The organism is Tissierella sp. MB52-C2, from assembly GCF_030931715.1.
In the GTDB taxonomy this organism is placed as follows: domain Bacteria; phylum Bacillota; class Clostridia; order Tissierellales; family Tissierellaceae; genus Tissierella.
In genome coordinates this window covers 3,498,909-3,513,612 of record NZ_CP133261.1, presented here as the reverse complement: position 1 = coordinate 3,513,612, position 14,704 = coordinate 3,498,909, and the positions used below count along the sequence as shown (strand labels likewise).

Sequence of the window (14,704 nt, the reverse complement as noted above, 5' to 3'; positions counted from 1 at the left end):
TTTCTTACTTTCCTATACAAAATTCAGAAAATATCTTATCTAAAATATCTTCTCCTATGGTGTCGCCTGAGATTTCACCTAAGTTTTCCCAACAATTTTTTAAATCGACTTCTATACAATCTATGGGTACATTTCCTCTTATATCTTCTAAAGCCTGAGTTATATTTTCTAGAGACTTGATTAATTGATTTTTATGTCTCATATTAGTTACTATAGTATCGGAATAAATTTCTACTTCTCCACTATAAAACATATCTTTTATAGATTTTTCTAATATATCTATACCTATATCCGATGTAATGGAGGTTTCAATTATTTCTTTATTATTTATAAGGCTTTTTAAATAATCTCTATTATATTTAGTAGGTAAATCAGTTTTATTTAAAATAACTATACTCTTTTTGTTTTTAATTAAATCTATTATTTCATAATCTTCATTTGACAATTCCCTTGAAGCATCAAATACTCCTATGATTAGGTCAGACTTTTCAACAGTTTCCTTAGCCTTATCTACGCCTATTTGTTCCACTATATCATCTGTATCTCTAATACCAGCAGTATCTACTATTCTAAGGGGTATTCCATCTATATTAACATATTCCTCTATAATATCTCTTGTAGTACCTGGTATATCAGTTACTATAGCCCTATTTTCACGAAGGATTGCATTTAGTAAAGATGATTTACCAACATTAGGTTTACCTAATATTACAGTATTCAATCCATCCCTTAGAATTTTACCTCTATCTGCTGTAGATAGAAGCTTTTCTATTTCTTTCTTTACCTTATTTCCATTTATCTCTAAATCATCATAGGTAACTTCTTCTATATCGTCATCTGGGAAATCTATTGAAACTTCCACATGAGCGATCATTTCCAATAATATATTTCTTATTTCCTTTATCTTTCTAGATAATGAACCTTCCAATTGATCTAGAGATGTTTCAAAGCTTTTATCGGTCTTAGCCTTTATTAAATCTATAATAGCTTCAGCTTGGGCTAAATCCAGCCTTCCATTTAAAAATGCTCTTTTAGTAAATTCTCCTGGTTCAGCCAACCTTGCTCCACTATTTAGTATAAGTTCTAGTACCTTTTTTACTGAAATAATACCACCATGACAGTATATCTCTACCATATCTTCTCTGGTATATGTCATAGGTCCTTTCATAAAGGATATTAGAACTTCGTCTATTAGCTGGTCATTTTTTTTATCTATAATGTAGCCATATACTAATTTCCTATTATATTTTTCACTTAATTCCTCTACCTTGCTACCTCTAAATATTACATTTCCAATACTTAGTGCATTTTTACCGCTAATTCTTACTATACCTATTCCAGATTCACCAACAGCCGTAGAAATTGCAGCAATAGTCATAATTTCACCTCACTAACAATATTAGATTAATATTCCAATATTATTCACATTTATAATAATTTACAAATTTCCCTATATCATAAGAGAAACCCAGTATTATACTGGGTTTTTGGTCTTATTTTGATTGGATAACCACTCTTCTATAAGGCTCGTCACCTTCACTATAAGTCGTTATTCCTTGTATATTTTGTAACGCAGAATGTATAATTCTTCTTTCATAAGGATTCATAGGTTCTAATTTTATAGGCTTTCTCACATACTTAGCCTTTTCAGCCATTTTATTAGCTAGTTTTATTAGGGTTTCTTCTCTCTTAGCCCTATATCCTTCCGTATCTACTACGACCTTAGTATAATCATCTCGATTTTTATTTATAACTAAACTTAATAAATACTGAATTGCATCAAGAGTATTGCCTCTTTTTCCTATTAATATTCCCATATCAGTAGAACTAATTTCTTTTATATCTACTATTAGGCTATCTCCTTCTTTTTTTACTACATTAACTGCACTTATATTCATAGAATTTAATATTTTTGATAAATAATTATCTGCTATTTCAATAGGGTCATATATTACAGAAACCCTAACCTTTGCATCTTTCCCACCAATTAAACCAAATAAACCTTTACTTGGTTCATCTATTACATCTATTTTAACATCTTTTTCACTTACATTTAATTCGATTAAAGCCTCTTTTATTGCCTCATCAACGGTTTTTGATACCTTAATAACAGACCTCATGACTTTAATTCTCCTCCTTAATTTTACCTAAAGACCTATTCGTTATAACTTGTTGTACAATAGAGAAAATATTACCTATTACCCAATATAATGCAAGTCCCGCTGCAAATCCTCTTGCAGCCATAAAAATCATTATAGGTAAAAACATATTCATCATTCTCTGTGTAGCTTGAGCTTGGGGATCTGTACTTGGTTGAGCCATCGTTAAACTTTGTAAATAAGTAGTAGCCGCAGCTAACAATGGTAAACCCCAAAGATAAGGATCTGGAACTTCCAAGTTTTGAATCCAAAAAAATGTCTTATTCATAGCCTCATAAGCTACTGGGTCTTTGAAAGCATAAATAGTAGGATTACCCATTACTTTAAAAAATGCAAGAATAATGGGTAATTGAATTAAAAGTGGTACACATCCAGCAGCTGGATTATAATTATGTTCTTTATATAATTCTGCCATCTTCATCTGCATGGTTTGTGGGTCATTTTTATATTTATTTTGAAGTTCTTTCATTTTAGGTTGTATTTCGTTCATCTTTTTTGAGGATTTACTTTGATGTAAATTAACAGGTAAAAGTATAAGTTTAAAAATTATAGTTGTTATTATTATTGCCATTGCATAGAAAGAAAAATTCTGTGGTTCTGTTCCAATATTAGATACCATGTTATAGATAAACTTTAAAAGTCCACCCAGTATATTGCCTAAAAAAGCCGTCATTTATAAACCCCCTATCATTTTAGCGGATCGTATCCTCCCTCATTAAATGGATGACATCTTAATATTCTTCTTACAGTTAAATAAGTTCCTTTAATAAAGCCATATTTTTTATAGGCTTGTATAGAATATTCCGAGCAAGTTGGATAAAATCTGCAGTTTTTTCTAGTTAGGATATACTTCGATATAAAATTCTGATAAAATCTGATTAAAAAAATAGCTATTTTAGCCATTACTATCCCTTTTATCCTCTAGCATATTTGCTAATTTTAAAATATGAAGCATTGCACTTTCTAATTCCTTATATGAAATATCCACCGTGTTCTTTTTTGGTATAAAAATTAAATCATAGTTATTCTTTATGTTACTAAAGTTTAGTCTATAAATTTCCTTCATTTGCCTTCTTATTTTATTCCTAACAACAGCATTTCCAATTTTTTTAGTAATAGAATATCCTACCCTAGTATTTTCTAAATTATTTTTCTTAACATAAAGCACTAAATTTCTATTCCAATAATTTTTTCCACCACTATATACCTTCTTAAACTCCATATTACTTCTCAATCTATAAATCTTATTCATTGCATTTACTCCCTCTAATAGAATAAATAGCCCTTAAATACTCGTTATAAAAAGGCCACCATATTAGCGGCCTTATGCAGTTAGTTGTTTTCTACCTCTTCTTCTTCTTGCTTTTATTATTTCTCTACCTGATCTAGTTTTCATTCTCTTTCTAAATCCGTGTTCTCTACTTCTTTGTCTCTTTTTCGGTTGATAAGTTCTTTTCACTTATAAACACCTCCTTCGATAATATAACTTCAGAAATATATAAATAATACAGAGTTTTCCATAAGAAAACATGAATACTACTAATGATTATATTTATTTGAAGCAAATATGTCAAGAATTTTCAACAAAACTATATCTAGAAAAAGTTACTAACAATATGTTTAACTTGTGGATAAATTTGTTGAATATATTTGTCTTTTTTGTTATCATTGAATAACATGTGGATAGTATTTTATAGTTATTAAGAATTAAAAGTTATACACATTTTGTGGATAGTATGTGTATAACTTTTATAAACTTTACGACATTTTTACGTGAAAGCCTATATTTTCCTCGTTTTTTATCCACATTATATTTTTTCATACTATGTTGATAAGTTAGCATTTATATGGATTATTTTTTTAATAACATATTACTAATAGTTTATCCACAAACTTTATTTTTCAAACTTAATTATTTTTTCTATACAAAATTAAAAATATTGTTGATAACTATGTTTATAACTTTTTTAATTTAGTTTAATTTTTTTTATATAGGCTATAATTCTAATGGATAGGAGGTAAAAAAATGGCTTCAAGTTTAGATAATATTTGGAATGAAGTTCTAAATCTTATTAAAGTTGAATTGACAGAAGTTAGTTTTAATACTTGGCTTAAGGCAATAGAACCTGTTAGCATTTCTTCTGGAAAAGTAATTTTAGCAGCACCTAATGAATTCACAAAAGGCATTTTAGTAGGAAGATATCTTAATCTAATAAAAAATGCCTTTTCTCATGTTACTGAAGAAGAATTTGATATTCAATTTATTATACCTGGAGAAGAATATTCTCTAAACATAGGACAACCTGCAGTACAAGAGACCAATGATAATAATCATAAATCTCAATTAAATCCTAAATATACTTTTGATACTTTCGTAATAGGTAATAGTAACCGTTTTGCTCATGCCGCTTCATTGGCCGTAGCTGAAGCACCGGCACAGGCGTATAATCCTTTATTTATATATGGAGGAGTTGGACTTGGAAAAACCCACTTAATGCACGCTATTGGACATTACATACTTGGTCAAAATCCTAATTCAAAGGTGGTATATGTTTCATCGGAAAAATTTACAAACGAACTTATTAACTCTATTAGAGAATATAGAAATGAAGAATTTAGAAATAAATATAGAAATATCGATGTTCTTCTAGTAGACGACATTCAGTTTATTGCTGGTAAGGAAGGAACTCAAGAAGAATTTTTCCATACCTTTAATGCACTACATGAGGCTAATAAACAAATAATAATATCTAGTGATAGACCCCCTAAAGAAATTCCTACACTAGAGGATAGACTTAGATCTAGATTTGAATGGGGACTTATTGCAGATATCCAGCCACCAGATTTAGAAACTAGAATTGCCATTCTTAGAAAGAAAGCTAATGTGGAGAATATCAAAGTAAGTGATAATGTAATGCTTTATATAGCTTCAAAGATTCAGTCCAACATTAGAGAATTAGAAGGAGCATTAATTAGGGTAGTAGCTTATTCATCTTTAACTAACAGTGAAGTTACTGAAGAATTAGCAGAAGAGGCTTTAAAAGATATACTATCAAATAATAAAACCATAGAAATTACCGTTGATTTAATAAAAGATATAGTATCTAAAAGCTTTAAAATCAAAATTGATGATTTTAACTCAAAGAAAAGAACTAGGGCTATAGCATATCCTAGACAAATTGCAATGTACTTAACTAGAGAATTAACAGATTTATCTTTACCTAAAATAGGAGAAGAATTTGGTGGTAGGGATCATACAACTGTAATCCATGCCTATGATAAAATAAGTACAGATATAAATGAAAAACATGATTTGAAAAAGAAAATCGATGATATAATGAAAGAATTAAAAGGATAGTTTATATTACTGCATGTGGATAATTTAAATGGTTTCAAAATACTTATCCACATGTTATTAAGTTAATAAAATCTTTTATATTTCCAATTATACAATGTTATCCACATAATCACAGCCCCTACTACTATTACTACTATATATTTTATATTCTTTCTATATCTGGAAAAAAGAGGAGGTCTAAAATGAAAATAAAAATAAATCAAAAAGATTTATCTAAACATATAAGTATTGCACAAAAAGGAATATCATCTAGAACTACTTTACAAATACTAGATGGTATTTTATTAGAAGCATATAAGGGTAGATTAAGACTTATAGGAACTGACTTAGAAATAAGTATAGAAACTTATGTAAATTGTGAAATAGAAGAAGAAGGATCTATTGTAGTTAATTCTAAAATATTTGGAGATATAGTCAAAAAACTTCCAGATGCTCCAATATATATAGATGTGGATAACAATAATATAAATATTAAATGTGAGAACTCTGAGTTCAATATAATAGGAAATTCAGCTAAAGAGTATCCTGATCTTCCTTTAATCTTAGACCATACAAGCTTCGAATTACCAAATGATCTATTTAAATCTGCCATAAGACAAACTGTATTCGCAACTACACAAGATGAAACTAGACCATCTTTAACAGGAGTATTAATAGAAATTGAAGATAAGCTTATTTCTTTCGTTGCCTTAGATGGTTATAGACTATCTTTAAGAAAATTACCAATAGAATCAGAAGTACAGCTAAAGATAATAATACCAGGTAGGGCATTAAATGAATTAAATAAAATTTTGGAAGATAATGAAGAAATAATGAAAATAGCAGCGGCACCAGGTCATGTTGTATTCAATACTGGAGATACAATAGTATATTCAAGACTATTGGAAGGACAGTTCTTTAATTACAAAGAAATCATTAGAAAAGACCACAAGACATCTGTAACAGTTAATAAAAGAGAGTTTCAAAATAGTTTAGAAAGAGCTTCATTATTAGCCAAGGAAGAAAAAGCTAATTTAGTAAAGGTAAATATAATAAATGGACAAATATTGATAAAATCTAATTCTGAAATAGGAAATGTAAATGAAGTAATAGATGCAGATGTAAATGGAGAAAATATAAATATTGCATTTAATTCAAGATATATACTAGAAGGTATAAAAATAATAGATGCGGAAGAAATACAATTAAATTTTATGGGAAGCCTAAATCCATGTATTATAAAACCAATACAAGATGAAAATTATATTTATTTAGTATTACCAGTTCGTCTTGCTCAAGATGATTTTTAGAGGGGAGATATTATGAAGGAAATATCAATAGATACTGATTATATAAAGTTAGATCAATTTTTAAAACATATAGGAGTTGCTCAAACTGGAGGACAGGCAAAGATTATCATAAGTGAAGGTAGTATAAAAGTAAATAATGAGATAGTATTGCAAAGAGGAAAAAAAATAAGAAAAGATGATATAGTTAATATTGAAGGCTATGATACCTTTATTGTGATATAATATTATTTGCCTTAAGGGGTGTTTTTGTTGTATGTAAAAAATATAAGACTAATAAACTTCAGAAATTACTACAGTCTAAATATAAAACTAAATCAAAAAACTAATGTCTTTATAGGAAAAAATGCTCAAGGAAAAACTAATTTACTTGAAGCCATATATATTTGCGGAACTGGAAAATCTTTTAGAACAAATAGAGATAAGGAAATAATAAACTTTAATAAAAATGAAGCCTATGTTGGTTCTGAAATAAATATAGGAAAATATGAAAAATTTATAGAGATAAAATTAGAAAAGGATAAGGCAAAGAGGATTAGAGTAAATAAGACAGAATTAAAAAGCCATAAGGAACTTTATAGCGGATTGAATGTAGTTGTATTTTCTCCCGAAGATTTAAAATTAGTAAAGGGTGGTCCAAGTGAGAGAAGGAACTTTTTAGATACGGAAATTTCACAAATAAAACCAGTATATAATTTTAACATAAATAGATATAATAAAGTCTTATTTCAAAGGAATAATCTATTAAGGACTAGCAAATTTCAAGGAAATATTTCTAACATTTTGGAGATATTTGATTTGCAGTTGGCTAATATCGGCACTGATATAATTTTAGAAAGAGATAGATATATAAAAGAATTATCTAGTATATTGGAGACCACCCATAATAATATAACTTCATCAAAGGAAAAGTTGGAGCTTAAGTATTTATCAAATATTGAAATATTAGATGATAAAACTGAGATGGAAAAAAAGTATTTAGATAAACTTAAAAAGAATACAAAAAATGATATAGAATCATCTTCTACACAATTAGGTCCCCATAGAGATGACATATCTATTAATATAAATAATAAAGACCTTAAAACCTATGGATCCCAAGGACAACAAAGAACTGCAGTATTATCCATAAAACTGTCAGAGGTAGAATTAATAAAGAAACAAAGAGGAGTTTACCCAGTTTTACTTTTAGACGATGTTTTTTCTGAATTAGATGAGGAAAGGCGAAAGTATTTGATTCGTTCTTTTAAAAATATGCAGACTTTAATAACAGCAACAGATGCAATAGATTTGAAAGAAATGGATAATGTTGAAAAATCAGTATATTATATAGATAATGGACAATTAAGTTAGATGGGAGTTATACTATGATTATTCATATAGGTGATAGTAACTATATATTTACAAAAGATATAATAGCAATATTAGATAAAAAGGCTGCAGAGGGTACAAAGAAAACTAGGGAATTTATAAACAAGCTAATAGGGGAAAATGCCATAGTTGGAAGTTTAGACTCAAGTATAAAATCTTATATATTAGTCTCAAAGAATAATAAGACGATAATATATACATCAAATATATCTTCGAAAGCATTGGCAAATAGAGATACTTATGAATAGATAATATTAGATTGGAGGCAAGTTAATGGATAATGAGATAAATGTTAATAATGACAGACATTATACGGCCCAGGATATACAGGTACTTACAGGGTTAGAACCAGTAAGAAAAAGACCAGGTATGTATATAGGTAGTACAGGACCAAAAGGACTCCACCACTTAGTATATGAAGTAGTAGACAACAGTATAGATGAGGCATTAGCTGGAATTTGTGACACTATTAGGGTCACTATTTTTGATGATAATTCAGTTAAGATATCAGATAATGGTAGTGGAATACCTGTAGAGATACATCCACAGACTGGAAAATCTACAGTAGAAACTGTTTTAACCATATTGCACGCAGGTGGGAAATTTAATAATGGTGCATATAAAGTATCTGGTGGATTACACGGAGTTGGTGTTTCAGTAGTAAATGCATTATCTGAATGGCTAGTAGCTAAGGTAAAGAGAAACGGTAAGGAGTATGTACAAAGATTTGAAAGAGGTATAGCACAAACAGAATTAGAAATAGCAGGAGATTCCCATGATACAGGTACAACTATTCATTTTAAACCTGATGCAGAAATATTTGAAACAATAATATTTAGTTTTGAAACTCTGGAAAATAGATTTAGAGAAATGGCTTTCTTAAATAAGAGAATAAAAATTGTACTGGAAGATAAGAGAGCAGATAAAATAAAGGAATTCTACTATGAAGGTGGAATAAAGTCATTTGTAGAATATATAAACAAAAATAAAACTCCAATTCAAAAAGATATAATGTATTTTGAAGGAGAAAAAGATGGAACAACTGTAGAGTTAGCACTACAATATACAGATGGATATTCAGAAAGTATATTTACCTTTGCAAACAATATAAATACACCAGAAGGTGGAACACATTTATCAGGACTCCGAACTGCATTAACTAGAGTTATGAATGATTATGGAAGAAAATATGGATTCCTTAAAGAAAAAGATGAAAATCTAAGTGGAGATGACGTAAGGGAAGGTCTAACAGGAATATTATCTGTTAAATTAATGGAACCTCAATTCGAAGGTCAAACTAAGAGTAAGCTAGGTAATAGTGAAATTAGAGGTATAGTAGAGTCTTTAACTTATGATTATATAAATATGTATTTAGAAGAAAATCCTAGAGAAGGAAAAATAATATTAGAAAAAGCCATAGCTTCTCAGAGGGCTAGAGATGCTGCTAGAAAGGCAAGGGATTTAACTAGAAGAAAAAGCGTTTTAGAAAATACTACATTGCCTGGGAAATTAGCAGACTGTCAGGATTCTGATTTAGAAACTACAGAAATTTATATAGTAGAAGGAAACTCAGCTGGTGGTAGTGCAAAGCAAGGTAGAGACAAGAAATTCCAAGCTATATTGCCGCTGAGGGGAAAAATATTAAATGTGGAAAAGGCTAGATTAGATAGGATTCTAAGTTCAGAAGAAATAAAGATTATGATTACAGCTTTTGGAACAGGAATTGGTGAAGACTTTAATATAGAGAAATTAAGATATGGTAAAATAATATTAATGACGGATGCTGACGTAGACGGTGCACATATTAGAACTTTACTTTTGACATTTTTCTATAGATATATGAGAGAATTAATAGATAATGAACATATATATATAGCCCAACCTCCACTTTATAAGGTGACTAAGAGTAGACAAGAACATTATGTATACAATGACGATGAACTAGATAAACTTTTAGAAGAAATAGGTAGAACAAATTATACTCTTCAAAGATATAAGGGTCTTGGAGAGATGAACCCAGAACAATTATGGTCTACAACTATGGATCCATCAACTAGAACACTTTTAAAGGTAACCCTAGAAGATGCTGTGGCGGCTGATGAAGTATTTACTACTCTAATGGGAGATAAGGTAGCCCCAAGGAGACAATTCATTGAAGAAAATGCTAAATTTGTAAAAAATCTAGATATATAGGAGGTAAGTCATGGACAGAGAATTTGATAATGTAGTTGAAATAAATATCGAACATGAAATGAAAAAATCCTACTTAGATTATTCCATGAGTGTAATTATGAGTCGTGCCTTACCAGACGTACGTGATGGATTAAAGCCAGTTCATAGAAGAATTATTTATGCTATGGATGAACTTAGTATGAGTCCAGATAAACCCTATAGAAAGTCTGCTAGGGTTGTAGGGGACGTACTGGGTAAGTATCATCCTCATGGTGATAGTTCAGTTTATGATGCAATGGTAAGACTTGCACAGGATTTTAATATTAGATACCCATTGGTAGATGGTCATGGAAACTTTGGTTCTATAGATGGTGATGAAGCTGCTGCAATGCGTTATACGGAAGCTAGAATGACAAAACTTGCAATGGAAATGTTAAGAGATATAGGTAAAGATACAGTAGACTATAGACCAAACTTTGATGAGACATTAAAAGAACCTATAGTACTTCCAAGTAGATTTCCTAATTTAATGGTTAACGGTTCTTCAGGTATAGCAGTAGGAATGGCAACTAATATTCCACCTCATAACTTAAAAGAGGTTATAGATGGTATTATAATGCTTATAGATAGTCCTGATTCTACCATAGACGATTTAATGACAGTAGTAAAGGGGCCAGATTTTCCTACGGCTGGTCATATAATGGGTAAAGATGGTATTAGATCTGCATTTAAAACTGGTAGAGGTAAAATAAGAGTAAGGGCTGTTACTGAAATAGAAGAAACAAATAAAGGAAGACATAAAATTATAGTAACGGAACTACCTTATCAAGTTAATAAAGCAAATTTAATCGAAAAAATAGCAGAGTATGTTAGAGATAAAAAATTAGAAGGAATATCTGATTTAAGAGATGAGTCAGATAGAGAAGGTTTGAGAATAGTTATAGAAGTGAAGAGAGATGCAAATCCAAATGTAGTTTTAAACAATCTATATAAATATACTCAGCTTCAGACTACTTTCGGAGTTATAATGTTAGCCTTAGTCAATGATGAGCCTAAGATTTTAAATCTAAAGGAAATGCTTTCTTATTATGTTGACCATCAGAAGGAAATAATAACTAGAAGAACTCAATATGATTTAAATAAAGCAGAAGAAAGGGCTCATATAGTTGAAGGATTAAAAATAGCCCTAGATCATATAGATGAGGTAATACGTATCATAAGATCATCTAAGACAGAAGCCATAGCCAAAGAAGCTTTGATGGAAAACTTTGGTCTATCAGATAGACAATCTCAAGCTATACTGGATATGAGACTAAGAAGATTAACTGGCTTAGAAAGAGAAAAATTAGAAGAAGAATATGAAGAGCTTATAAAAGAAATCAATAGATTTAGAGAAATTTTAGCAAATGAAAGACTAGTATATCAAATAATTAAGGATGAATTATTAGAGTTAAAAGAAAAATACGGAGATCCTAGAAGAACAAGGATAATGCCTTCAGCAGATGAAATTGATATGGAGGATATGATTGAAGAAGAAGATGTTGTAATTACATTGACTCACTTTGGTTATATAAAAAGAACTCCAGAGTACACATATAAAACTCAAAAAAGAGGTGGAAAAGGAATAATAGCTCTGACTACTAGGGAAGAAGACTTTGTAGAAGATTTATATATTACTTCAACCCATGATACTATTCTTTTCTTCACAAATAAAGGTAAAGTATTTTCATTAAAAGCCTATGAGATTCCAGAGGGTGGTAGACAGGCCAGAGGAACTGCCATAATAAATCTATTGAATTTAACAGGTGATGAAAAAGTAAGTGCTATAATCCCTATAAATAAAGATACTACTGCAACTAACTTAGTGCTTATTACTAAGTCAGGTATTATCAAGAAAACTGGCTTAGAACATTTCGAAAACATTAGAAAAAATGGTATTATAGGAATTAGCCTAAGGGAAGATGATGAGCTAATAGGAGTTAGAAAAACTAATGGAAGTCAGGAAATAATTGTAGTAACTAAAAAAGGAATGTCCATTAGATTTAGTGAAAATGATGTTAGAGAAATGGGTAGATCTGCCATGGGTGTAAAGGCTATAGATCTAAAGAAAGACGACAAGGTTGTTGCTATGGAATTAGTAGAAGAAGGTAAGAAATTACTAGTTATATCAGAATATGGATTTGGTAAGAGAACTTCCTTAGAAGAATATAAGACTCAAAATAGAGGTGGAAAAGGTTTAATAACTTACCATATAAGAGAAAAAACAGGAGATATAGTTTCAGCTAAAGTTGTAGACGATAAAGATGAAATAATGATGATCTCATTTAGTGGTACAATTATTAGACTTATAGCTAAGGATATATCTATTATGGGTAGAAGTACTCAAGGGGTTACTCTTATGAAGATGAATGATGATAGAGTAGTTGCTGTAGCAAAATATGTAGGAGAAGAATAAAAAAAGATTCCCTATTCTTAGAATAGGGAATCTTTTTTTTATTTAAGTAGGAAAGATAGATTTTTAAAATTCCACAAAAAGGAATTTTCTATAAATAAGTTTCAACAAAAGTCATATTCAACCCTTCTATAGCAGCGCTAGTTATACAGAAATTTTAAATCCTAGTATTCCACTTTACATTCATATTCTTTTATTATAAAATTAATATATAATAATATAAATAAGGGAGGTTTTTGCAAATGTCTTTAAATATAGAAATAAAATTTAATGAAAAGGAAAATATGTGGGACATTTTTCCAGAAGGTGAAATAGATATTTATACTTCTCCTAAGTTAAAAAAAGAAATATTAGATGCTTTTGATAGTAAACAAACAGATATATCAATTGATTGTAAAAAATTAGATTATGTAGACAGTACAGGACTTGGAGCATTAATATATATATTAAAAAAACTAAAAGATAATGATTATAAGATATATTTATCAAATGTTAAACCTAATATACTAAAGCTATTTCATATTACAGAATTAGATAAGTTATTTATTATAAGAGGTGAGGTAGATGAATAAAGATATAATTAGCCTTAAAATACCTAGGAAACCAGATTATATTAGTTTAATTAGACTTACTACTTCTGGAATAGGAAATAGTATGGCATTAAGTATAGATGATATAGAAGATATTAAAGTTTCTATAGGAGAGGCTTGTATAAATGCTCTTATGTTAAATGAAAAAGAAGAGATATTAATAGTATTTGAAATAGAAGAAGAAAGACTAACTGTAAAAGTAACAGGTGTTACAGAAGAAATACCTGATCATATTGAAGATAAAAAAGAAAGACAATTAGGATTATTGATTATAAAGTCATTGATGGATAAAGTAGAATTTACTGAAAATGGTATAGAAATGATTAAATATATAGAGGATGATAATCAATGACTAATAAAAGTCAAGAAGCAAGAGATGCAAGAAACCTAAATACTAAGATGGAAATTAAAGAATTATTTAAAATATATAACGAAACTAAAGACAAGCAGATTAGAGATATATTAATTGAAAAACATATATATATTGCAGAAATTTTATCTAAAAAATATGCAAATAGAGGTATAGAATATGACGATATATATCAAGTTGCCTGTATAGGACTTATATATGCCATAGATAGATATAATATAGAAAAAGGTTATGAATTCTCAAGCTTTGCCACTCCAACTATAATAGGTGAAATAAAGAAGTATTTTAGGGATAAGGGATGGACCATAAGAGTACCTAGAAGGATACAAGAACTATCTAAAAAGATAAATAATGCAAAGGTATTACTGTCGCAACAATTACAAAGGTCACCTACAATTGAAGATATAGCAAATTATTTGAATTATACGGAGGAAGAAATACTAGAAGCCATGGAGGCAAGTAAAGTATATACCCCTCAATCATTAGATGTAACTTATGATTCAAATAGCGAGGACAAAGATGTAAATTTAGCTGATTTAATAGGCGAAGAGGATGAATACTTTAACAAAATTGAAAACAATGATTTTTTAACAAGAACTATGGAAAAGTTAAATGATGTAGAAAAGCAAATACTAGTTGAAAGATATTTTAATAAGAAGACTCAAGTATCCATAGCAAAAGACTTAGATATATCTCAAATGACAGTTTCAAGAATAGAGAAAAGAGTTCTAGAGAAACTGAGAAAAGAAGTAGATAAAATAATGATGTAATAGGAAAGCAAATATCTGAAATGGTTTATTTATTAAAATTAAAACTTTTTCTAAAAAACATATTGACTTTTATTATAAAACAGGGTATCATAGTAAAAGTCAGCTACGACATTAAACTTCATAAATCAACAAAGATTTAAAAAAAGTTTTTAAAAAGTAGTTGACAGCAAATGAAA

The 14,704-nt window shown here is 29.2% G+C and carries 16 protein-coding genes; 10 read left to right on the top strand and 6 right to left on the bottom strand.

Going from position 1 to position 14,704, the window contains the following annotated elements; genetic code table 11:
• Positions 1–4: 4 nt before the first annotated feature.
• From mnmE to rpmH, 6 genes are all read right to left on the bottom strand, one after another.
• Positions 5–1,378: a tRNA uridine-5-carboxymethylaminomethyl(34) synthesis GTPase MnmE gene (gene mnmE, locus RBU61_RS17650; RefSeq protein ID WP_308876967.1), complete on the bottom strand. Its 1,374-nt coding sequence runs from the start codon at positions 1,376–1,378 to the stop codon at positions 5–7.
• A 115-nt stretch (positions 1,379–1,493) separates the two neighbouring features.
• Positions 1,494–2,120 carry an RNA-binding cell elongation regulator Jag/EloR gene (gene jag, locus RBU61_RS17645; RefSeq protein ID WP_308876966.1) on the bottom strand — a complete coding sequence of 209 codons (627 nt, stop codon included), beginning with the start codon at positions 2,118–2,120 and terminating at the stop codon, positions 1,494–1,496.
• A gap of 4 nt (positions 2,121–2,124) precedes the next feature.
• Positions 2,125–2,832 carry a YidC/Oxa1 family membrane protein insertase gene (locus RBU61_RS17640; protein WP_308876965.1) on the bottom strand — a complete coding sequence of 236 codons (708 nt, stop codon included), beginning with the start codon at positions 2,830–2,832 and terminating at the stop codon, positions 2,125–2,127.
• 14 nt (positions 2,833–2,846) lie between these two features.
• A complete protein-coding gene (yidD, locus tag RBU61_RS17635; RefSeq protein ID WP_308876964.1) occupies positions 2,847–3,062 on the bottom strand; it encodes a membrane protein insertion efficiency factor YidD in 216 nt (71 codons plus the stop codon).
• Complete coding sequence (gene rnpA, locus RBU61_RS17630; RefSeq protein WP_308876963.1) at positions 3,055–3,411, bottom strand: ribonuclease P protein component; 357 nt, start codon at positions 3,409–3,411, stop codon at positions 3,055–3,057. Before rnpA ends, yidD begins: the two co-directional genes overlap by 8 nt.
• A gap of 72 nt (positions 3,412–3,483) precedes the next feature.
• Complete coding sequence (gene rpmH, locus RBU61_RS17625) at positions 3,484–3,618, bottom strand: 50S ribosomal protein L34 (RefSeq protein ID WP_308876962.1); 135 nt, start codon at positions 3,616–3,618, stop codon at positions 3,484–3,486.
• Between the two features lie 567 nt (positions 3,619–4,185).
• On the opposite strand from rpmH, the gene dnaA reads away from it, so the two are divergent.
• From dnaA to RBU61_RS17575, 10 genes are all read left to right on the top strand, one after another.
• A complete protein-coding gene (dnaA, locus tag RBU61_RS17620; RefSeq protein ID WP_308876961.1) occupies positions 4,186–5,517 on the top strand; it encodes a chromosomal replication initiator protein DnaA in 1,332 nt (443 codons plus the stop codon).
• A 182-nt stretch (positions 5,518–5,699) separates the two neighbouring features.
• Positions 5,700–6,806 (top strand): DNA polymerase III subunit beta, encoded by a 1,107-nt coding sequence (dnaN, locus tag RBU61_RS17615; protein ID WP_308876960.1) that lies wholly within the window; start codon positions 5,700–5,702, stop codon positions 6,804–6,806.
• A 12-nt stretch (positions 6,807–6,818) separates the two neighbouring features.
• Positions 6,819–7,028 (top strand): RNA-binding S4 domain-containing protein, encoded by a 210-nt coding sequence (locus RBU61_RS17610; RefSeq protein ID WP_308876959.1) that lies wholly within the window; start codon positions 6,819–6,821, stop codon positions 7,026–7,028.
• Between the two features lie 27 nt (positions 7,029–7,055).
• The gene (gene recF, locus RBU61_RS17605) at positions 7,056–8,156 is read left to right on the top strand and encodes a DNA replication/repair protein RecF (RefSeq protein WP_308876958.1); all 1,101 of its coding nucleotides are present in this window, start codon (positions 7,056–7,058) and stop codon (positions 8,154–8,156) included.
• A gap of 14 nt (positions 8,157–8,170) precedes the next feature.
• On the top strand, positions 8,171–8,422 hold the full coding sequence (remB, locus tag RBU61_RS17600; RefSeq protein WP_308876957.1) for an extracellular matrix regulator RemB: 252 nt from the start codon (positions 8,171–8,173) through the stop codon (positions 8,420–8,422).
• A 25-nt stretch (positions 8,423–8,447) separates the two neighbouring features.
• Positions 8,448–10,367 (top strand): DNA topoisomerase (ATP-hydrolyzing) subunit B, encoded by a 1,920-nt coding sequence (gene gyrB, locus RBU61_RS17595; protein WP_308876956.1) that lies wholly within the window; start codon positions 8,448–8,450, stop codon positions 10,365–10,367.
• Between the two features lie 10 nt (positions 10,368–10,377).
• A complete protein-coding gene (gene gyrA / locus RBU61_RS17590) occupies positions 10,378–12,801 on the top strand; it encodes a DNA gyrase subunit A (RefSeq protein WP_308876955.1) in 2,424 nt (807 codons plus the stop codon).
• Between the two features lie 239 nt (positions 12,802–13,040).
• A complete protein-coding gene (locus RBU61_RS17585; protein WP_308876954.1) occupies positions 13,041–13,370 on the top strand; it encodes an STAS domain-containing protein in 330 nt (109 codons plus the stop codon).
• Positions 13,363–13,740 carry an ATP-binding protein gene (locus RBU61_RS17580; RefSeq protein WP_308876953.1) on the top strand — a complete coding sequence of 126 codons (378 nt, stop codon included), beginning with the start codon at positions 13,363–13,365 and terminating at the stop codon, positions 13,738–13,740. The genes RBU61_RS17585 and RBU61_RS17580 overlap by 8 nt, the downstream gene beginning before the upstream one ends.
• Positions 13,737–14,528: a SigB/SigF/SigG family RNA polymerase sigma factor gene (locus tag RBU61_RS17575; RefSeq protein ID WP_308876952.1), complete on the top strand. Its 792-nt coding sequence runs from the start codon at positions 13,737–13,739 to the stop codon at positions 14,526–14,528. Before RBU61_RS17580 ends, RBU61_RS17575 begins: the two co-directional genes overlap by 4 nt.
• Positions 14,529–14,704 lie beyond the last annotated feature (176 nt).

What these genes read in the sequence shown, in the direction of transcription:
- RBU61_RS17575 (WP_308876952.1), top strand. Translation starts at nt 13,737, where the DNA reads ATGACTAATAAAAGTCAAGAAGCAAGAGATGCAAGAAACCTAAATACT.
- dnaA (WP_308876961.1), top strand. Translation starts at nt 4,186, where the DNA reads ATGGCTTCAAGTTTAGATAATATTTGGAATGAAGTTCTAAATCTTATT.
- mnmE (WP_308876967.1), bottom strand. Translation starts at nt 1,378, where the DNA reads ATGACTATTGCTGCAATTTCTACGGCTGTTGGTGAATCTGGAATAGGT.
- rnpA (WP_308876963.1), bottom strand. Translation starts at nt 3,411, where the DNA reads ATGAATAAGATTTATAGATTGAGAAGTAATATGGAGTTTAAGAAGGTA.
- dnaN (WP_308876960.1), top strand. Translation starts at nt 5,700, where the DNA reads ATGAAAATAAAAATAAATCAAAAAGATTTATCTAAACATATAAGTATT.
- gyrB (WP_308876956.1), top strand. Translation starts at nt 8,448, where the DNA reads ATGGATAATGAGATAAATGTTAATAATGACAGACATTATACGGCCCAG.
- jag (WP_308876966.1), bottom strand. Translation starts at nt 2,120, where the DNA reads ATGAGGTCTGTTATTAAGGTATCAAAAACCGTTGATGAGGCAATAAAA.
- gyrA (WP_308876955.1), top strand. Translation starts at nt 10,378, where the DNA reads ATGGACAGAGAATTTGATAATGTAGTTGAAATAAATATCGAACATGAA.
- RBU61_RS17585 (WP_308876954.1), top strand. Translation starts at nt 13,041, where the DNA reads ATGTCTTTAAATATAGAAATAAAATTTAATGAAAAGGAAAATATGTGG.
- RBU61_RS17610 (WP_308876959.1), top strand. Translation starts at nt 6,819, where the DNA reads ATGAAGGAAATATCAATAGATACTGATTATATAAAGTTAGATCAATTT.
- RBU61_RS17580 (WP_308876953.1), top strand. Translation starts at nt 13,363, where the DNA reads ATGAATAAAGATATAATTAGCCTTAAAATACCTAGGAAACCAGATTAT.
- yidD (WP_308876964.1), bottom strand. Translation starts at nt 3,062, where the DNA reads ATGGCTAAAATAGCTATTTTTTTAATCAGATTTTATCAGAATTTTATA.
- RBU61_RS17640 (WP_308876965.1), bottom strand. Translation starts at nt 2,832, where the DNA reads ATGACGGCTTTTTTAGGCAATATACTGGGTGGACTTTTAAAGTTTATC.
- remB (WP_308876957.1), top strand. Translation starts at nt 8,171, where the DNA reads ATGATTATTCATATAGGTGATAGTAACTATATATTTACAAAAGATATA.